Annotated in this window: 18 protein-coding genes and 1 pseudogene; 8 read left to right on the top strand and 11 right to left on the bottom strand. The window is 70.7% G+C overall.

Translation table 11 applies throughout. From position 1 onward, the window contains the following. Window positions 1–33: 33 nt before the first annotated feature. Entirely contained in the window at window positions 34–1056 is a 1023-nt protein-coding gene (locus ABZ904_RS33675; RefSeq protein WP_361827652.1) for an LLM class flavin-dependent oxidoreductase, read from the bottom strand. Window positions 1057–1340: 284 nt separating this feature from the next. On the opposite strand from ABZ904_RS33675, the gene ABZ904_RS33670 reads away from it, so the two are divergent. Next, window positions 1341–1658: an antibiotic biosynthesis monooxygenase gene (locus ABZ904_RS33670; RefSeq protein ID WP_359390393.1), complete on the top strand. Its 318-nt coding sequence runs from the start codon at window positions 1341–1343 to the stop codon at window positions 1656–1658. A gap of 172 nt (window positions 1659–1830) precedes the next feature. Here the strand turns inward: ABZ904_RS33670 and ABZ904_RS33665 are convergent, their stop codons facing one another. Then, a complete protein-coding gene (locus tag ABZ904_RS33665) occupies window positions 1831–2421 on the bottom strand; it encodes a TetR/AcrR family transcriptional regulator (RefSeq protein WP_361827623.1) in 591 nt (196 codons plus the stop codon). 228 nt (window positions 2422–2649) lie between these two features. Between ABZ904_RS33665 and ABZ904_RS33660 the strand changes: the two genes are divergently transcribed. From ABZ904_RS33660 to ABZ904_RS33645, 4 genes are all read left to right on the top strand, one after another. Continuing rightward, window positions 2650–3279: an isochorismatase family cysteine hydrolase gene (locus ABZ904_RS33660; RefSeq protein ID WP_361827620.1), complete on the top strand. Its 630-nt coding sequence runs from the start codon at window positions 2650–2652 to the stop codon at window positions 3277–3279. After that, window positions 3276–4853 (top strand): aldehyde dehydrogenase (NADP(+)), encoded by a 1578-nt coding sequence (locus tag ABZ904_RS33655; protein WP_360991076.1) that lies wholly within the window; start codon window positions 3276–3278, stop codon window positions 4851–4853. The genes ABZ904_RS33660 and ABZ904_RS33655 overlap by 4 nt, the downstream gene beginning before the upstream one ends. Before the next feature lie 141 nt (window positions 4854–4994). Continuing rightward, the gene (locus ABZ904_RS33650) at window positions 4995–5480 is read left to right on the top strand and encodes a lipocalin-like domain-containing protein (protein WP_360991080.1); all 486 of its coding nucleotides are present in this window, start codon (window positions 4995–4997) and stop codon (window positions 5478–5480) included. Window positions 5481–5676: 196 nt separating this feature from the next. Continuing rightward, a complete protein-coding gene (locus ABZ904_RS33645; protein WP_359390380.1) occupies window positions 5677–6381 on the top strand; it encodes a YoaK family protein in 705 nt (234 codons plus the stop codon). A gap of 214 nt (window positions 6382–6595) precedes the next feature. On the opposite strand, the gene ABZ904_RS33640 is transcribed toward ABZ904_RS33645, so the two are convergent. The 3 genes and pseudogenes from ABZ904_RS33640 to ABZ904_RS33630 all read right to left on the bottom strand — a co-directional run. Continuing rightward, window positions 6596–7435: a family 1 encapsulin nanocompartment shell protein gene (locus ABZ904_RS33640; protein ID WP_359390377.1), complete on the bottom strand. Its 840-nt coding sequence runs from the start codon at window positions 7433–7435 to the stop codon at window positions 6596–6598. Window positions 7436–7440: 5 nt separating this feature from the next. Further along, window positions 7441–8550: a Dyp-type peroxidase gene (locus tag ABZ904_RS33635; RefSeq protein ID WP_361827615.1), complete on the bottom strand. Its 1110-nt coding sequence runs from the start codon at window positions 8548–8550 to the stop codon at window positions 7441–7443. Window positions 8551–8688: 138 nt separating this feature from the next. Further along, window positions 8689–8916 (bottom strand): annotated as a pseudogene (locus tag ABZ904_RS33630) (hypothetical protein); the annotation flags it as partial. Between the two features lie 361 nt (window positions 8917–9277). Between ABZ904_RS33630 and ABZ904_RS33625 the strand changes: the two are divergent. The 3 genes from ABZ904_RS33625 (at window position 9278) to ABZ904_RS33615 (ending at window position 12306) form a co-directional block, all read left to right on the top strand. After that, window positions 9278–10699: a DUF2252 domain-containing protein gene (locus ABZ904_RS33625; RefSeq protein ID WP_361827612.1), complete on the top strand. Its 1422-nt coding sequence runs from the start codon at window positions 9278–9280 to the stop codon at window positions 10697–10699. 139 nt (window positions 10700–10838) lie between these two features. Beyond that, a complete protein-coding gene (locus ABZ904_RS33620) occupies window positions 10839–11822 on the top strand; it encodes a hypothetical protein (protein ID WP_361827609.1) in 984 nt (327 codons plus the stop codon). A gap of 154 nt (window positions 11823–11976) precedes the next feature. Continuing rightward, window positions 11977–12306 (top strand): rhodanese-like domain-containing protein, encoded by a 330-nt coding sequence (locus tag ABZ904_RS33615; RefSeq protein ID WP_359390728.1) that lies wholly within the window; start codon window positions 11977–11979, stop codon window positions 12304–12306. A 38-nt stretch (window positions 12307–12344) separates the two neighbouring features. On the opposite strand, the gene ABZ904_RS33610 is transcribed toward ABZ904_RS33615, so the two are convergent. The 6 genes from ABZ904_RS33610 to paaA form a co-directional block, all read right to left on the bottom strand. Continuing rightward, the gene (locus ABZ904_RS33610) at window positions 12345–13484 is read right to left on the bottom strand and encodes an acyl-CoA dehydrogenase family protein (RefSeq protein WP_361827606.1); all 1140 of its coding nucleotides are present in this window, start codon (window positions 13482–13484) and stop codon (window positions 12345–12347) included. A 196-nt stretch (window positions 13485–13680) separates the two neighbouring features. Beyond that, on the bottom strand, window positions 13681–14745 hold the full coding sequence (locus ABZ904_RS33605) for a 2Fe-2S iron-sulfur cluster-binding protein (RefSeq protein WP_359390362.1): 1065 nt from the start codon (window positions 14743–14745) through the stop codon (window positions 13681–13683). After that, complete coding sequence (paaD, locus tag ABZ904_RS33600; protein ID WP_360991104.1) at window positions 14745–15323, bottom strand: 1,2-phenylacetyl-CoA epoxidase subunit PaaD; 579 nt, start codon at window positions 15321–15323, stop codon at window positions 14745–14747. The genes ABZ904_RS33605 and paaD overlap by 1 nt, the downstream gene beginning before the upstream one ends. Next, a complete protein-coding gene (paaC, locus tag ABZ904_RS33595) occupies window positions 15317–16036 on the bottom strand; it encodes a 1,2-phenylacetyl-CoA epoxidase subunit PaaC (protein WP_361827602.1) in 720 nt (239 codons plus the stop codon). The genes paaD and paaC overlap by 7 nt, the downstream gene beginning before the upstream one ends. Continuing rightward, window positions 16033–16320, bottom strand: a complete 288-nt coding sequence (gene paaB, locus ABZ904_RS33590; protein ID WP_059208219.1) for a 1,2-phenylacetyl-CoA epoxidase subunit PaaB — start codon at window positions 16318–16320, stop codon at window positions 16033–16035. The genes paaC and paaB overlap by 4 nt, the downstream gene beginning before the upstream one ends. Continuing rightward, window positions 16317–17312, bottom strand: a complete 996-nt coding sequence (paaA, locus tag ABZ904_RS33585) for a 1,2-phenylacetyl-CoA epoxidase subunit PaaA (protein ID WP_360991112.1) — start codon at window positions 17310–17312, stop codon at window positions 16317–16319. The genes paaB and paaA overlap by 4 nt, the downstream gene beginning before the upstream one ends. Between the last annotated feature and the right edge of the window lie 284 nt (window positions 17313–17596).

The raw sequence follows: 17596 nt of genomic DNA, 5'->3' as shown, positions 1-17596 counted from the left end.
CTCGTTGACCAGCGCTGCCACCCCATGACGGCTTCAGGGCTTGGCGGCAGCAACCAAGGAAAGCGAACGCATCCGCTCGTTCAGGTCGTAGACGGGGGGCGACAGCATCAGTTCGTCTGCCCCGGTTTGTGACGCCACGGCCGACAGCCGTCGACGCACCTCTTCAGGGGTCCCGTACGCCTGAGCAGCACGCATCCGTCCGAGCCGCTCCTCCAGCGCCGGGTTCAGCGTCTCTGTCGCGGCCTTCGCCGGGGACAGCAGCGGCGCCTCGGCACGGCCCTCCACGGCCGCAGCCATGGCGAGCATCGCCGGGCGACCGAGACGGTCGGCCTCGGCATGGGTCGGCGCGCAGAGGGTCTCCACACTCACCAGCACCCGAGGGCGCTCGCACCACCGCGAGGCCCGGAACTGTTCCCGGTAACGCCCCAGCGCCTCAAGCGTGTTGTCCGGTCGAATGTGATGTGCGAAGGCGAGCGGCAATCCGAGCTCGGCGGCGAGCTCGGAACCGCCGACGCTCGATGACAGGAGCCACGGCTCGGGAAGTGCGTCGGCCCCCGGCAGCACTCGCCAGGCAACCGCATCGGCCAGATACTCCAGCAGTTCGACGAGGCCGGCACGGTACTCGTCGTCGGTCGCCCGATCGGCTCCGCGACGCAGCGCACGGATGGTGTCGAGGTCGTTCGTGCCCGGACCGCGGCCGATGCCCAGGTCGATGCGACCGTGGTGGAGCGCTGCCAGCGTGGTGAACTGCTCGGCGACGGCGAGCGGAGCGTGGTTCGTCAGCAGGACCCCACCCGAGCCGACCCTGACCCCGGAGGTCGAGGCCGCGAGATGGGACGACAGCACAGCGGGCGCGACGCTGCCGACAGACCGATACCTGTGGTGCTCGGCCACCCAGACCCTGCGAAAGCCGAGCTCACTGGCCCGTCGCGCGGTCGAGACCACCGCGGCCATGGCGTCGCGGGCTCCGGCGCCCTCTTCTGTCAACGCCAGGTCGAGGACGGACAGCGGCGGTAGAAGTCCAATTGCCGACGGCGGTTCCCCGGCCCTCCGCACCGAACGAACGTCACCCGGTTGGTGCTGACTGATGTCCACGAGCGCTCCTGATCCTTGAACGATGTGGTGATGCCGGTACGTCAGTCGCATCGGGCAACTGGCGGGCGTCCGTCTCACGGGCCGGCTCAGGGCGGGCGGGGCAGTTCTGAACGGCCGCGACTTGTTCTTCTTCTTTCCTGTGCTCCGGCCGTCGCTGATGCCCGGCTGAGGGACGGTGTGACGAGCCGTCCGCGAGCGGGACGGGTGATGCGTGGTGAGACTGGGGGGACGGGAAGGAGGCAGGAATGAGCCCGGTGGCGCTTTGTGTCCGCTTCACGCTGCGCGAGGGTGCAGGAGAAGCGTTTGACAACCTGGTCCGGGAGACCGCTGCGGCGATCCGTGCGCACGAGCCCGGCACGCTGGTGTACGTGTGCAACGAAGTCGAGGGGGCGGCGAACCAGCGCGTCTTCTTCGAGCTCTACGCCGACCACGACGCCTTCGAGGAGCATGGGCGTCAGCCGTACGTCCGTCACCTCCTGTCGGAGTGCGAGAAGTACGCGGAAAGAACCGAGATCGACCGCCTTCGGCCCTACGCCGGCAAACACCCTGCCGGGTCCGAATAGCGGCTCTCGCCGGAGCCGGGCTGTTGGCAGTTCTTGCCGGAGCCGGAGCCGGAGCTGGAGCCGCAACCGGAGCCGGGCGTCGGCCGCGGGGTGCCGTCGAGCACCGCACGCCGGAGGCGGTTCACGGTGCGGGCGGTGCGGTCTGACAGCCCGCGTGACCCGGGGCTGCGCGTCAGGCGGCGGGCGCCGAGTCATGTGACTGCCGTTGCTTGAGCCGGTCGGCGACCGTGGTCAGAAGCTGGTCGGACAAGGCCGGGTCGGCTACCGCCCTGGCCATGAGCATGGCGCCGACCAGGGCGCTGAGGGTGAGCATCGCCTCGGCCCGCGCCCCTTCGGAACCGTCGTCAAGGCCGGCGATGAGGTCCAGGTACGTGCGGACCTGCCTTTCGTAGGCCTCTTTGAGGCCTTGGTCACCGCGCCCGGCGGCGGCGCCGAGCGTGACCAGGGCGCATCCGGTGCCGGGCGCGTCGCGGTGCTGCTTGGCGAGGTAGGAGTCGATGAGGCCGGTCCGCGGTGCCTGCTCGTTCGTCCGCGCGGCCCGCTCCATCTTCGCCGAGCCCTCCTCCAGGGCCAGGGCCGCAGCCTGCGTGATCAGGTCGTCACGCGAGGTGAAGTGCTTGTAGAACCCGCCGTGGGTCAGGCCCGCCTCCTTCATCAGGTCCGCGACGCCCGGGCGTGTGAGGCCCTCCTCACGGATGCGTCGGGCGGTGACCTGCAGGACGCGCTCACGCGACGCGGCTCTGGCTGCCTGCGAGTGGCCCATGTCATGACCTCCCGGTATCTGTCTCTCGACCCGGCAATCTGGATGACGTTCATCATACAGATGTGATTCGTGCTGCTCCGCGCCCGGTCCGCCCGGGCGGCCTCTGCTGCGGGAAGTGATCCGCCCCCCTGCCCCCCTGCCTCGAGTCCGAGGCGTCGTTTGACTCTCAGGATGATGGTGGTAATCCTGAATCTAGATGTCCTTCATCATCCAGTTTTGGGAGGAACCATGTCCGAGACCTACGACCCCCGCCGGACGGCGGTTCTGCTGGTCGACCCCTTCAATGACTTCATCTCCGAGGGCGGCAAGGTCTGGCCGCATCTGGAGCCGGTGGCCAGGGAGGTCGGTCTGCTGGACCATCTGCGCTCCGTGATCGCCTCGGCCCGGGAAGCCGGTGTGCGCGTGGTGTTCGTCCCGCACCGCCGCTGGGAGCCGGGGGACTACGACTCCTGGAACCACCCGAACCCCTCACAGCGCAAGATCCAGCAGATGCACCACTTCGCCAGGGGCTCCTGGGGCGGGGAGTTCCACCCCGACTTCGAGCCGCAGCCGGGCGAGGTCGTCGCCCAGGAGCACTGGGGATCGAGCGGGTTCGCCAACACCGACCTGGACATGCAGCTCAAGCAGCACGGCATCACCCACGTGGCGATCGTGGGCCTGCTGGCCAACACCTGCATCGAGGCCACCGCGCGTTTCGCCATGGAACTCGGCTACCACGTGACGCTGGTCCGTGACGCCACCGCGGCCCTCCGCCCCGAGATGATGCACGCCGCTCACGAACTGAACGGCCCCACCTACGCCCACGCCATCGTCACCACTGACGAGCTCACCACCGCGTTCGAGGAGGCTCGGGCATGACACTGACCGGAGACCTGCTGATCGGAGCAGCCCAGGTGCCCGCCACCGCGGGCACGATGAAGGCGTTCAACCCCGCCACCGGGGAGTACTTGGAGCCGGAGTTCACCTTCGGCGGCGTGGCCGAGGTCGACCGGGCCCTGCGCCTGGCCGACGAGGCCTTCGACAGCTACAGCCACACCGGTCCGGCCGAGCGGGCCGCGTTCCTCGACCTCGTCGCGGACAAGCTCGAGGCGGTCAAGGACGAACTCGCCGCACGTACCTCGCTGGAGACCGGACTGCCCGCCGCCCAGTTCGAGGGGGAGACCCTGAGGACCGCGGCGAACTTCCGCAAGTTCGCCACCGTTGTGCGTCAGGGCCGGTTCCTCCAGGCGGCCGTCGACCCTGCCCAGCCGAGTCGGCAGCCCGCACCGCGCATGGACCACCGGCTGCAGAAGGTGGCCCTCGGCCCCGTCGTGATCTTCGGCGCGAGCAACTTCCCGATCTCGTACTCGGTCGCGGGCGGCGACACCGCCTCGGCCCTGGCCGCCGGCTGCCCCGTCGTCCTCAAGGCGCACAACGCCCACCCCGGTTCCTCCGAGATCCAGGGCCGCGCCATCCAGCAGGCCGTCGCCGAGGCGGGACTGCACGAAGGCGTCTTCTCGCTGATCCGGGGCGCCGGCAACGAGATCGGCGAGGCGCTGGTGGACCACCCGCTGGTCCGGGCGGTCACCTTCACCGGGTCCGAGGGCGGCGGCATGGCCCTGTACCGCCGGGCCCAGCAGCGTCCCGACCCCATCCCCGTGTTCACCGAGATGACCAGCGTCAACCCGACCTTCGTCCTGCCCGCCGCTCTCGCGGCCCGCGGCGCGGAGATCGGCGCCGGCCTTGCCCAGCGCGCGCAGTACAACGTCGGGCAGGCCTGCCTGAAGCCGGCCGTCCTCCTCGCCGTCGACGGGCCGGGCTTCGCGGAACTGCGGGACGCGGCGAGGGCCGAGGTGGAGAAGGCCGCCGCGCGGACCATGCTCACGCCCGGCATCCACGACGCCTACACGGGCAACGTACGGCGGATGCAGGACAGCGGCGCCGTCCGGATCGGCGCGGGACAGGCTCCGAACCACGCAGGGGACGGCCAGTCCCTGCTCTACGAGGTCACCGGTGAACAGCTGCTGTCCCAACCGGCCCTCCGCGAGGAGGTCTTCGGCCCCTCCGTCCTGCTGGTCCGGCTGACCGGCCTGGAGCAACTGCAGGAAGCCGCCCGCGTCTTCCGGGGTCAGCTGTCGGCCACCGTCCACGCCGAAGTGAGCGACCATGCCGTCGCCGTACAGCTCCTGCCGATCCTGGAACGCCGCACCGGCCGCATCGTGTTCAACGCCTTCTCCATCCCGCAGGAGGCGACCTATGCCTCTGTCCACACAGGCCCGTTCCCGGCCACCTCCGACAGTCGCTTCACCTCCGTCGGGATGAGCGCGATCGAGCGATTCCTGCGTCCGGTCACCTACCAGAACTTCCCCGACGAGTTGCTGCCCGAGCCGCTGCGCGAGGCCAACCCACTGCACCTGTGGCGCCTCGTCGACGGCGAACTCACCCGCGACTGACGCCCGTCGTCTCCGCCTCACAGGGCCCCTTCGCCTCACGGGGGCCCCTGTTCTTCCCCCTGACTCCGGCGCGCACCTCGCTACGGACAGCCGCGCGCAAAGGAGCTGAATGACGAACCCATGGATGAAAGCCGCACATCAATGACAACCAACGACCAAGCGGCGGCAAGCCGCGAACACGAGGCCTGCGAAGACGTACGCAAGAAACTGCTGGGCGCGTGGGAACTCGTGTCGTACACCGCGACAGACGCGGACGGCCAGGTCATCGACCCCCTCGGCCCCCAGCCGCACGGGCTGATCGTCTACACACCCGAGGGTTACATGTCCGCCCAGCTGTGCCGCAGTGATCGCCCGGGCCTGGGATCCGATCGTCTCGAGGAAGCCACAGCGGATGAACTGGCCCAGGCAGCGATGACCTACGTCGCCTACGGTGGCCCCTACACCGTCGTCGATCCGACGACCGTCGAGCACCAGGTCACCACCGGCCTCTTCCCGAACTGGGTCGGGCGGCCCCAGATCAGAAGAGTCGGCTTCGAAGGCGAGTTCCTGAAGCTGCGCCTTGCCACCCCCACGCGTCTGTGGGGCGCGGACCGCACAGCCGAACTCACGTGGCGGAGAGTGAGCTGACCCAGGTATCTGCCTCCTCTCACGGCGAGGCCGTCTTGGCCGCCCGGCGGGGGCTGCGGGGGCCGCCACCTCGACGAGGCCGGCCCCCAGGCCACCGTGCAGGGGCGGTGTCCAGCCCGTGGGTTGTCCGGCGCGGTTCGTCACTGGTAGTAGATCGTCATATTACTGTGGGTGACTGCTGTCGGGAGGAGCTGGCATGGGCGCCCATGTGGAGGCGGGGGGCGAGCCGGACCGGGTGCTGCGGATCGCCGTGGTGCTGCTCGTTACCGCTTCCGGCGCGGTGGAGGCCATCTCGTTCACCGCCCTGGACCGGGTCTTCGCCGGTGTCATGACGAGCAACCTGGCGCTGCTCGGGATGGCGATCGGTGAGTCGCGCAGCGCAGGTGTGAATGCGGCACTGCTGGCCTTGGTGGGCTTCGGCGTGGGCGCCGTGCTGGCCGCCTGGGTCACCCGGGGCGCCACGGGTATCGCCACCCACTGGCCGCCGCGCGTGATGGTCTGCCTGGTCGGTGAGGCGGTTCTGCTCGCTGTCGGGGCGGGGGTCTGGGCCACGGTCGGTGGCGCGCCGAGCATCATGGTGCGGCACGTGCTGCAGTGCGGCGCCGCCCTGACGATGGGCGTACAGGCCGCGGCCATGGTGGCGGCCGGGCGGGCGGCCGCTCCGACCACCTATCTGACCGGCACGCTCGCCACCTACATCGTGCGCGGCGTCGGCAGCGCCTCGACGCCCCCCAACCGGTGGGTCCCCCTCCGGCTCTTGGGTCTGATCGTGGGCGCGGCGGCCACCATGGCGCTGCGGCGGACCGCACCGGAATGGGCCGGCGTCCTCCCCTTCGTACTCGTCACCGCAGCGGCCCTCATCGCCCGCGGGCCCCTGGTCCGGGCCCGTCGCGGGGCCTGAAACGCGAGGTGGCGTGCCGTGGCCCGCCGACATGCGGTACGCCGCACCGCTGTCCCCCACGGTCGATGTGCGCTGCGGAGGCTACGACGAGCGACTCCGGCCGCCCGCGCGCTGTCCCGGTCGATCACCACGATCTCCCGGCAGGTGCCGCCGCGTTCGACCAGCGACAGCACGGTGGCGGATCCGACCGCGCCCACGCCGATGACTCCGACCTTCACCGCGCCACCTCTCCTTCCGGGTGGCCCGGCGGCGGTGACGGCGGCTCAAGGGCCACGACCGCCTCGCTCGTGTAGGCCAGGAAGGTGAGCGTCTCCTGGAAGTACAACTGCACGGTGCTGTCGTCGTGCGACAGGTACCCGATCGACAGGTCCTGGCCGATGCGCAGTTCGAAGTCGCCGCCCCGGGTGGACACGAGAAAGGCCCCGTCGATGGCGGGCGCCCACACGATGTCGCCGTCCAGGAGCCTGGCGATGTGGTTGATGACCGGGTAGCCGTAGTCGGAGGTCTCACTGACGGCGGTGTACGCCTCGGCGCTCAGCGCCAGGGTGTAAGCGCCGCCCACGCCCGCCAGCCGCAGCGCGCTGATGGCCTGGCTGACGGCGTCGGGGTAGGCGCGCACCTCAGCGGGCAGGGTCAGGACCGGGTTCGACGAGCTCGCACGCAGACCGGCGATGCCGGCGGAGGCATAGCCCTCGAACACGGCCCGGTCCTCGGCGTACGCGATCCGCCGGGCGGCGTCCTTCACCGGTTGCCAGTCGGCGTCCTTGGCTCCGCGTGCGACGTCGTCGACCTGCTGCCGGTCGACGGTGAACGGAACACAGAGTTCCACGACGGGCTGGTACAGGCGGGTACGGGCCAGGACCCCCTCGGCGGGGGCATCGACGGTCTGCAGATGACCGGTGCCCACGCCGGACAGCTCCAGGCCTTCGGGCTCGGGCACGTCGACGATCCGGCGGGCCGCCACATGGCGCCTGAACGTACGCCGCGCCTCCTCCTCCAGGTCCGCCCAAGCGACGGCGGAGAGGGGCGCCAGTTCGCGGTGAAGGTTGTTCATCGGCGTCAACTGCCCTTCAGGTCACCGATCCCGAGGGAATCGTCCGGAGCCGCCAGGTGCGCGAGGGGCATCGCGCCGGTCGTAGTACGGGTGCCATCGCCATCGGCGTCGGCCGCGGGAGGGGCTTCGAGTTCGGTCTCGGTTCCGGCTGCGGACGCGCTCGCATCGGGTGGGTCGGGAAGGTCGTCGAGGAAATCGCTGGTGGGCACGTGGAACAGCGATCCGGTGACCGGGGTGGAGAAGTCCAGGATCCGGTCGTGGGACGCGGGCGGCGCGCCGAGGAACATGCGCTCCAGCATGGTCTCCGTCACCGCTGGGGTGCGGGCATACCCGATGAAGTAGGTGCCGAACTCGCCCTTGCCGACGGCGCCGAAGGGCATGTTGTCCCGCAGGATCTCGTGTTTCGTACCGTCCGGGTCCTCGAGCGTGGTGAGCGCGACATGCGAGTCGGCCGGTTTGATCTCGTCGTCCAGTTCGATGTCGGACAGCTTCCGGCGTCCGATCACCATCTCCTGCGCCTCCACCGGGAGGGCGTTCCACGCCCGGAGATCGTGGATGTACTTCTGCACGATCACGTAGCTTCCGCCCGTGAAGGGGGGATCCTCGTCGCCGACCAGGACGGCCGCGCTCGCCGCCGGCCCCACCGGGTTCTCCGTCCCGTCGACGAAGCCGAGCAGGTCCCGTACGTCGAAGTACTTGAAACCATGCACCTCGTCGCGCATCGTCACGGCGCCACGGAGACGCTCCATGATCTCCGCGGCCAGCGCGAAGCACAGGTCCAGTCGTGCGGCCCGGATGTGGAAGAGCAGGTCACCGGGCGTGGACACGGCGTGGTGCAGAGGTCCGGCCAGTTCGCGGAAGGGGTGCAGCTCCGCCGGGCGCGGACCGGAGAACAGACGGTCCCACGCATCGGATCCGATACCCGTGACACAACTCAGCCTCCCCTCGGCCGTGGCACGGAAGCCGACGGCGCGCTGCAGGCCGTTCATGTCGGACAGCAGAGAGCGGACGACCGGCTCACCGCCGCGATCGACGGTCATCACGAGGAAGATGGCGGCAGCCGTCAACGGGGAGAGCACCGACTGGGGGACCGGCTCCTCGGAGCGTTCGGCCACGAGCCACACCCCTTTCCCGGGGCACGAGGGAAGGCGGGCGTCCACGCCCTTTGAGCCGCCGCCACGCCCCGGGGGCTGCGTACCGGTCCGGCTGCTCACGGTGTGCCGGGCGGTGCGGCGGTGACGGGAAACGTTCTCTCACCATAGGGCGGCCCCAACGGGTCTGCCACCGAGGCCCATGACGGAGCGTGAGCACGACGGGACGGCGGTTCGGGGCGCGACAGATCGCGGTCGAGTGGTGCCGCTGCGGGTGTGGCGGCTGCCCCAGCGCTGGGAGAGCCGGGCGACGATGAGCAGACCCCGGCCCCCTTCGTCGGACAACCAGGCGCGCCGCAGGTGCGGGGCGGTGCTGCTGGCGTCGCTGACCCGCGTGCGCCTCGGACGCCACCGCGTCGCCCGTGCGCAGCACCTGCCGCACCGCTTCGCTGATGCGCGGCAGGTCCCGCAGCGTCTCACCGGTCCCGGACTCCCCGATCGGCCGGCCCACAAGGTCATGATCAGCCGGGCCCCGCGTGCGGTCGGAGCGTCTGAGAGTCCTTTGGGCTCGTGTCCTCGGGCAACGCGGCGCTCGAGGGGCGCCTCCACCACCGCCTCGGTCGCTGTTCCCACCCCGTTTTCCACCCTCGCGGACTTATCCACAGGGTCTGACGCCTCTAGACGCCCCGCTGTACGGTCATCCGCAGTTGATGTTCGTACGGCTGCGTGGACAGCGGGGGAGGCGGTCGTCATGACCGAGGTCGGTGCAAGGATCGAAACGGCAGTGCCGCGGCAGGCGCCCAGGATCCCTTCGATGCGGGGCTTCGCGCGGTGGCCGGTCGCAGACTCCCCCAAGGAAGAGGGCAAGGCCCTGCGCGCCCGGGTGCGGCGACGGTCGCACGCCGAGCTGCCGGTGGACGGCGACCGCCCGGACGCGGTCACCGCGGTCGAGGAGTCCAACCGCGGCCGGATCCCCGAACTCACGCCGATACGCGTCGGCAGGATGGCGGCCTCCCCCTTCGCGTTCCTGCGCGGCTCGGCAGGCCTCATGGCCCACGACCTCGCACGCACGCCGAGCACCGGCATCAACGCCCAGATCTGCGGCGACGCCCACGCGGCCAACTTCGGCCTGTACGGGGACGCACGCGGCGGCCTGGTCATCGACCTGAACGACTTCGACGAGACGGTGCACGGCCCCTGGGAGTGGGACCTCAAGCGCCTCGCCACATCGCTGGTCCTCGCCGGCCGTGAGGCGGCAGCCGACGAGGACACATGCCGGCAGGCGGCGCGCGACACCGTGGGCGCGTACCGGCGCACCATGCGCCTGCTGGCCAGGCTCCCGGTCCTGGACGCCTGGAACGCGATCGCCGACGAGGAGCTCGTCTCCCACACGGACGCCCACGACCTGCTCGGCACGCTGGAGCGGGTCTCGGAGAAGGCACGGAACAACACGAGCGGACGCTTCGCGGCGAAGTCCACGCAACCGGTCGAGGGCGGCGGCCGCCACTTCGTGGACGCACCGCCAGTGCTGCGCCGCATACCGGACGGCGAGGCGGCGGCGGTCGCGGCGTCGCTGGAGCAGTATCTGACCACGCTGTCCGAGGACCGCCTTCCGCTGCTGGCCCGGTACGCGGTGCACGATGTGGCGTTCCGCGTGGTCGGCACGGGCAGCGTGGGCACGCGCTCCTATGTGGTGCTGCTGCTCGACCACCGCGGCGAGCCGCTGATCCTGCAGGTCAAGGAGGCGCGTCCGTCCGCTCTGCTCCCCCACCTGGCCACGGCCGGCCACCCGGTGCCGCACGAGGGCCGCCGGGTCGTCCTCGGCCAGAAGCGCATGCAGGTGGTCAGCGACATCCTGCTGGGCTGGACGTCGGTCGACGGACGTCCCTACCAGGTACGGCAGTTCCGCAACCGCAAAGGCAGCGTCGACCCCGCCGCCCTGGCCCCCGACCAGATAGACGACTACGCCCGCATGACCGGAGCGCTGCTGGCCCGTGCCCACGCGCACAGCGCCGACCCGCGCCTGATCTCGGGCTACTGCGGAAAGAACGACGAGCTGGACGAGGCGATAGCCACGTTCGCCGTGTCCTACGCGGACCGTACGGAGGCGGATCACGCGGAACTGGTGGCTGCGGTGCGTGGGGGGCGGATTGCCGGGGAGATGGGGGTCTGAGGGGGGTGGGGGGAGGGGAGGGGGGAGCCCCCGATCTCCCGACTTGCCCCGAGTCCGCCCCCGCACCTACCCCCGTCCCCCACCGGTCCCCACGCCCGACCGGAAGAACGGTGCCGCGTACGTGTCTTAGGCTGGTCCGGTGACGACGCCCGAAGCCGAGCAGAGCGAGTCCCTGTCCGCCGCCGAGGAGCCGGTTGCCGAAGGCCTCGGGTCCGGCGAAGGTGCGGCCATGGGAGTGGACGGTGCCGGGTCCGGCGAAGGCGCGGACGGTGCCGGGTCCGACGAAGGCGCGGGCTCCGGGGCAGACGGTCCGGGGACCGGCGGGGGCCCGGACGGCCCGGCCGGCGGGGCGCGGCCCGAGGATCGGCTGGAGCGGGCCGTGCGGGCCGCTGAGCAGGCGTTGATCGAGTACGAGATCGCCGTGGAGACCTTCCGCGTCGAGGTCGAGAACTTCTCCCGGCTGCACCACCAGAAGCTGGGCCCGATGTACGCCCGCCTCGACGAACTGGAGGCGGATATCGCCGAGGCGCGGGCCGCCCGGACCGGCGCCGCCGAGGACATACGCCTCGCTGACGAAGCACGCGCCCGGGTCATGCCGATGCCGGGCGTCGAGGAGCTGTTCCACGGCTGGATGGACTCCGACGGACTGTTCCCGGAGGCCCAGGCCATGCTCACGGACCGTCCTGTGCGGCCTCCGCAGCGTGTCCGCCCCAGCGAGGAGGCCCGCAAGCTGTACCGGGAGCTCGCCCGCAAGGCCCACCCCGACCTCGCTCAGGACGAGGAGGAGCGCACGCGGCGCGACGAGTTCATCGCCCGGGTCAATGTCGCCTACGCCCGTGGCGACGAGGCCCTGCTGCGGGAGCTGTCCGCGGAGTGGGCCGCTGGGCCGGTCCCGAAGGAGCGCAGGCCGAGCCGCAGCGAGGAGCTCTACGCCCGCCTCGAGTGGCTTGCCCAGCGCAAGGACATGCTCACGCTGGTGGCCCAGGAGCTGGAGGAGAGCGCGATCGGCTCGATGCTCCGGCTGGCTCCCGACGACCCGGACGGTCTTCTCGAGGACATCGCGGAGCAGCTGCTGGCCCAGGTGGCGGAGAAGGAAGCCGAGCTGGTGGCACTGCGCGGCTGAGTCCGTGCTCGCCGTTTGCGCGGCGCAGCTCAGGAGGACGGCGTACTGTTCGGTCCCCTGTCGTTCGGCCACCCGCGCACGGCAGCCCTCAGGGGCGGGGGCCCAGGTCCGTGGTTCGGTCGGGTAGCGTCGGAGTATGCATTTCGGAGCTGGTGTGCCCACGGTCGGGGTCACGGACCTCAAGGACGGCGACTTCCTGCTGGACGTCCGCGAGGACGACGAGTGGCAGGCGGGTCATGCCGCTGGGGCGTTGCACATTCCCATCAGTGAGTTCGTCGCGCGCTACGGCGAGTTCACGGAGGCGGCGCCGCAGGACGGCCGGATCCATGTGATCTGCCGCTCCGGTGGGCGTTCGGCCCAGGTCGCGATGTACCTGGTCCAGCAGGGCGTCGACGCCGTGAACGTCGAGGGCGGTATGCAGGTCTGGGCCGCCGCCGGCCGTCCTGTCGTGGACGCCAAGGGCGAGTCGGGCTTCGTGCTCTAGTACGGGACGCGGGGCCCGCCCGGGAGCGGGCCGTGTGCTCATCCCAGTCGGTGTGCCGCCAGCAGGTCGCCCAGTGTCTCTTCGTGGGCTGCGGCGGGGCCGAGCGAGAGTTCGAGGTGCTTGGCCCAGGCGTGGTAGCGGTGCAGCGGGTAGTCGACGTCGGCGCCGAAGCCTCCGTGCAGATGCTGCGCCGTCTGCACCACCCGGCGTACGCCTTCCGAGGCCCAGATCTTCGCTACCGCCACATCCCCGGCTGCCGGTAGTGCGCCGGCCGCTCCGGAGCCGATGCGCCAGGCTGCCTGCCAGAGCGTGGCCTCCATGGCCCGCAGATCGATGTACCGGTCGGCTGCCTGGACGGCGACCGCCTGGAACGTGGCGATGGGATGGCCGAACTGCTCCCGCTTGCCGGTGTACTCGCTCGTCATCTCCAGTACGCGTTCGCCGAGGCCGAGTGCGAGTGCGCAGGTGCCGGTGGTGAGCAGCAGGCGCAGCTGGTCCCAGGCTCCCTCGGCGTCGAGTACGTAGCGCCCCGTGATCCGCGCCGACTCGAGCCGCAGTTCGGCGAGCCGTTCTCCGCTGGTGGAGAACTGTTCGGCAAGGACGACGCCCTCGTGCACCCCGGGTACGAGGGCGAGGACGGCGAGGCCCGAGTCGTCGGTGTGCGCGGGTACGAGGATGCTGTCGGCGTTGTACGCCCAGGGCACCGCCGTCTGTACGCCGTCCAGCGTCCAGGTGCCGTCTGTGTCCCGCCGTGCGATCACCGAGAGTTCGGCCGGGTCGTGGCCGGTGCGGCCGTGTGCGGCGACGGTGAGTACCTGTTCTCCGCGACCTGCCCGTGCGAGCAGCTCTTCTTTGAGTCCGGGGCTGCCGTGGGCCTGGATGACCGTGGTCGCGGCTGTGTTTTCCAGCAGCGGTACGCGTGCCAGTACCTTGGCCGATTCCCGGAGCACCAGGCAGAGCGCGATCGGGTCGAGGCCGGCCCCGCCGTACTGTTCGTCCAGCAGCAGGCTCAGCAGGTCCGCGGTTGCGAGCCGCGCCCATAGTGCCCGGTCGAAGTCGTCGGCCACGGCGCCGGGGCTGAGCGCGGGGGTGGGCACCGCGTCCGGCGCGACTGCGGCGAACACGGCTTGCGCCGCCTCGAGTGCCGCCTGCTGCTCCTCGCTGAAGGTGAAGTCCACGGCCTGTCCTCCTGGCGGATCCGCTGATCTGACGGAGCGTCAAGATAGAACAGGTTCTAGAAGAAGGGAACGGCCGGTCGGCGAGAGCCCGGACAGGATGACCGTCAGTTGTCGTTCTGTCCGGCCGTCTGTGGCCGCCGGCCGTCCCCACCGACTCCGGCGCCGCCCTCGACGCGGGAGCCGGAGTCGGCGCCGCTCACCGGTCGAAGTCGAGCTCCACTGCTTCCGTGACCGGATGCGACTGGCAGGCCAGCACGTATCCCGCGTCCGTCTCCTCCGGCTCCAGCGCGAAGTTGCGGTCCATGCGCACCTTCCCCGAGACCAGGAAGGCCCGGCAGGTCCCGCACACGCCGCCCTTGCACGCGTAGGGCGCGTCGGGGCGGTTGCGCAGCACCGTCTCCAGAAGCGACTCGCCGTCCTGGACCGGCCAGGTCCCGCCGCGTCCGTCGAGCCGCGCGGTCACCGTGCTGTGCGCGGGAGCCGGTACGGACGGCCCGGCGGGGGTTCCGTCGTCCACATGGAAGATCTCCTCGTGGATGCGCGTCCGCGGGACGCCGAGCCCGCGCAGCGCCCGCTCCGCCGACTGCACCAGTCCCAAGGGTCCGCACAGGAACCACCCCGCGACCTTGTCCACGGAGAGCAGCGCCGGCAGCAGCCCGGACAGCCGCTTCTGATCGAGCCGTCCGGACGGCAGTCCTGCCTGCTGCTCCTCCCGGGAGAGCACGGTGGCCAACTGGAACCGGTCGGGAAAGCGGTCCTTGATGTCGGCGACCTCCTCCAGGAACATCGTCGAGGCGGACGTCCGGTCGCTGCGTATGAGGCAGAACCGCGCCTGGGGCTCTCGCGCAAGCAGCGTCGCGACGATCGACAGCACGGGTGTGATCCCGCTGCCGCCCACCACCGCGGCGTACATATCGGGTGCGGGCTCCAGTGTGAACCGGCCCGCCGGGGTCATCACCTCCAGCTCGTCGCCGACGGTGATCTCCTTGAGCGCGTAGGTGGAGAAGGCTCCGCCGTCGACCAGCCGTACCCCGACGCGCAGAGTGCTGGGGCCCTCGGCGTCCGGTTCGGGGGCGGGGGAGCAGATCGAGTAGGTGCGCCGGACCTCCGTGCCGTCGACGGTGCGGCGCAGGGCCAGGTGCTGGCCGGGTGTGTACCGGAACTCCTCACGCAGTGCGGACGGCACGGTGAGGGTCAGCGCCACGGAGTCGTCGGTGAGCCGGTCGATCGCGGCCACCGGGAGCGCGTGGAAACGGGCCATCACAGCTCCTTGAAGTGGTCGAACGGCTCGCGGCAGGCCAGGCAGCGGCGCAGGGCCTTGCACGCGGTGGAGGAGAACCGGCTCAGCAGCTCGGTCTCGGCGGACCCGCAGGACGGGCAGCGCACGGGCTCGTCCTGCAGGGGGGAGGCGGTGACCGTGTGTATCGCGTCCGCTTTACCGGGGTCGGTGGCCGTCCGCGTGGGCCCCAGCTGCACTGCGACCGGGCCGGACGCCTCCTGGTGCCGGGTGCGCGGGGGCGCTATCCCGAACTCGCGCAGTTTGCGGCGGCCTTCCTCGGTGATGTCGTCCGTCGACCAGGCGGGGGTGAGCACTGTACGCACGACGACGTCGCGTACGCCGTGCTCGTGCAGTACCCGCTCTATGTCCAGGGACATCGCCTCGATCGCGGGGCATCCGGTGTAGGTGGGGGTCAGCTCGACCTCCACGGAGTCCGTGCCGTGGGCGTGGACCGAGCGCAGGACGCCGAGCTCCTCCAGGGTGAGTACGGGCAGCTCCGGGTCGGGGACGGAGCCGGCGAGCCGGCGCAGTTCCTCTTCGAGGGCCGTGGCCGTCACCATGACACCCCCGGGTGACTGCGGTGCAGATGCTGCATCTCGGCGAGCATCCGCCCGAAAGGCTCGGTGTGCAGGCCCTGCCGCCCCGCGCCCGCTGTCCACGCCCCGGACTGCGGTCCCTCGGGAATCTCCAGGGTGGCCCGGCGCAGGACGTCGCCCACCGAGCTCAGCCAGGCTTCCCGCATGGCCGCCCAGTCGGCGTCCACACCTTCGATCGGCTGGAACATCTCCCCTGTGAACCGCCACAGCGCCTCGCACGCGCGCCGCATCCGCTCATGGCTGATGTCCGTACCGTCGCCGAGCCTCAGGGTCCACTGCTCGGCGTGGTCCTGGTGGTAGGCGACCTCTTTGACCGCCTTGGCCGCGAGGCCCGCGAACTCGCCTGCGCCGCAGGCGAGCTGGGTGTAGAGGAGCCGCTGGTAGGTGGAGAAGTACAGCTGCCGGGCGATGGTGTGCGCGAAGTCGCCGTTGGGCTGCTCCACCAGCTGGAGGTTGCGGAAGGCACGCTCCTCGCGGAGGTAGGCAAGCTCGTCCTCGTCGCCCGCCATCGACAGCAGCACGCGGGCCTGGCCGAGCAGGTCGAGGGCGATGTTGGCGAGGGCGACCTCCTCCTCGAGCACCGGCGCATGACCGGCCCACTCCCCCAGGCGGTGCGAGAGCACCAGGGCGTCGTCGCCGAGGTCCAGGGCGGCCGCGGTGCGCACGGTGACGGTCACAGGTGCTTCACCCCTTCCGGGATCTCGTAGAACGTGGGGTGCCGGTACGGCTTGTCGGCGGACGGCTCGAAGAAGGGGTCCTTCTCGTCGGGTGAGGACGCCGTGACGGCGGACGACGGGACGACCCAGATGGAGACGCCTTCGCCGCGCCGGGTGTACAGGTCACGCGCGTTGCGCAGGGCGAGTTCCGCGTCCGGGGCGTGCAGGCTGCCGGCGTGGGTGTGCGAGAGGCCGCGGCGAGAGCGTACGAAGACCTCCCACAGGGGCCAGTCGGTGTTCGTCATGCTTGCGTCGCTCCTGTCACACCGTGGTGCTTGGCCGCGTGGGCGGCGGCCGCGTCCCGTACCCATGCGCCTTCCTCGTGCGCCTGCCTGCGCTGTGTGATGCGCTGCTCGTTGCAGGGGCCGTTGCCCTTGAGGACCTCCCGGAACTCCGTCCAGTCGATGGGGCCGAAGTCGTAGTGCCCCCGCTCCTCGTTCCACCTGAGCTCGGGGTCGGGGAGGGTGAGGCCGAGTGATTCGGCCTGGGGGACGCAGATGTCCACGAAACGCTGGCGCAGCTCGTCGTTGGAGTGCCGCTTGATCTTCCACTCCATCGACTGCGCGGAGTGCGCCGACTCGTCGTCGGGCGGGCCGAACATCATCAGGGAGGGCCACCACCAGCGGTCCACCGCGTCCTGCGCCATCGCACGCTGCTCCGGCGTGCCCCGGCTGAGGGCGAGCAGCAGTTCGTACCCCTGGCGCTGGTGGAAGGACTCCTCCTTGCAGATGCGGACCATGGCGCGTGCGTAGGGCCCGTAGGAGCAGCGGCACAGGGGCACCTGGTTGGTGATCGCGGCGCCGTCCACCAGCCAGCCGATGGCTCCGACGTCCGCCCAGGTCAGCGTGGGGTAGTTGAAGATCGACGAATACTTCTGGCGGCCCGAGTGCAGTTTGTCCAGAAGTTCGTCGCGGCCGGTGCCGAGTGTCTCCGCGGCGCTGTACAGGTACAGCCCGTGGCCCGCCTCGTCCTGGACCTTGGCTATCAGGATCGCCTTGCGCCGCAGTGAGGGCGCACGGGCGATCCAGTTGGCCTCGGGCTGCATGCCGATGATCTCGGAGTGCGCGTGCTGGGCGATCTGCCGGACGAGGGTGGCCCGGTAGGCGTCGGGCATCCAGTCGCGCGGCTCGATGCGCTCGTCAGCGGCGACGGTGGCGTCGAAGACGGCCTGGTAGGCCGTCGTGTCCGGCTGTGTGCCACCCGAGCCGGCCATCCGGTGGGCTGCTGCTGTCGCCATGCGGACCCCCTCGACCACTCCGTCTCCCGACCGATCGTTCGGTCCGGTCGATTCAATGGTCGGTCGAGGCGCCGTAGGGTGTCAATCGCTGTGGACAACCTCCGGGCCGGCGTCCGGCCGCTGGACCCATCGGGCTGTGCGGGACGGGCGGGGCTGAGTACCGTTCGGTGCGCATGCCGCGCTGTGCTGCGACCGGGTGATGCGGCCCGGGCGGCCCACGGCAGAGCGGCGGCCGGTGGACCGGATCGGCGGCAAGGCACGGCACCGGGGCGCGAGGCTCGGGA

It is taken from the genome of Streptomyces sp. NPDC046900 (assembly GCF_040644975.1).
GTDB lineage: Bacteria > Actinomycetota > Actinomycetes > Streptomycetales > Streptomycetaceae > Streptomyces.
Note: the sequence above shows the minus strand (reverse complement) of the source record. Positions and strands in the feature narration are given on the sequence as shown.

Bases quoted from the DNA above. Each gene is read 5' to 3' on its own strand.
- ABZ904_RS33670 (WP_359390393.1), top strand. From the start codon at position 1,341: ATGAGCCCGGTGGCGCTTTGTGTCCGCTTCACGCTGCGCGAGGGTGCA.
- ABZ904_RS33665 (WP_361827623.1), bottom strand. From the start codon at position 2,421: ATGGGCCACTCGCAGGCAGCCAGAGCCGCGTCGCGTGAGCGCGTCCTG.
- ABZ904_RS33660 (WP_361827620.1), top strand. From the start codon at position 2,650: ATGTCCGAGACCTACGACCCCCGCCGGACGGCGGTTCTGCTGGTCGAC.
- ABZ904_RS33655 (WP_360991076.1), top strand. From the start codon at position 3,276: ATGACACTGACCGGAGACCTGCTGATCGGAGCAGCCCAGGTGCCCGCC.
- ABZ904_RS33650 (WP_360991080.1), top strand. From the start codon at position 4,995: ATGACAACCAACGACCAAGCGGCGGCAAGCCGCGAACACGAGGCCTGC.
- ABZ904_RS33645 (WP_359390380.1), top strand. From the start codon at position 5,677: ATGGGCGCCCATGTGGAGGCGGGGGGCGAGCCGGACCGGGTGCTGCGG.
- ABZ904_RS33640 (WP_359390377.1), bottom strand. From the start codon at position 7,435: ATGAACAACCTTCACCGCGAACTGGCGCCCCTCTCCGCCGTCGCTTGG.
- ABZ904_RS33625 (WP_361827612.1), top strand. From the start codon at position 9,278: ATGACCGAGGTCGGTGCAAGGATCGAAACGGCAGTGCCGCGGCAGGCG.
- ABZ904_RS33605 (WP_359390362.1), bottom strand. From the start codon at position 14,745: ATGGCCCGTTTCCACGCGCTCCCGGTGGCCGCGATCGACCGGCTCACC.
- paaD (WP_360991104.1), bottom strand. From the start codon at position 15,323: ATGGTGACGGCCACGGCCCTCGAAGAGGAACTGCGCCGGCTCGCCGGC.
- paaB (WP_059208219.1), bottom strand. From the start codon at position 16,320: ATGACGAACACCGACTGGCCCCTGTGGGAGGTCTTCGTACGCTCTCGC.
- paaA (WP_360991112.1), bottom strand. From the start codon at position 17,312: ATGGCGACAGCAGCAGCCCACCGGATGGCCGGCTCGGGTGGCACACAG.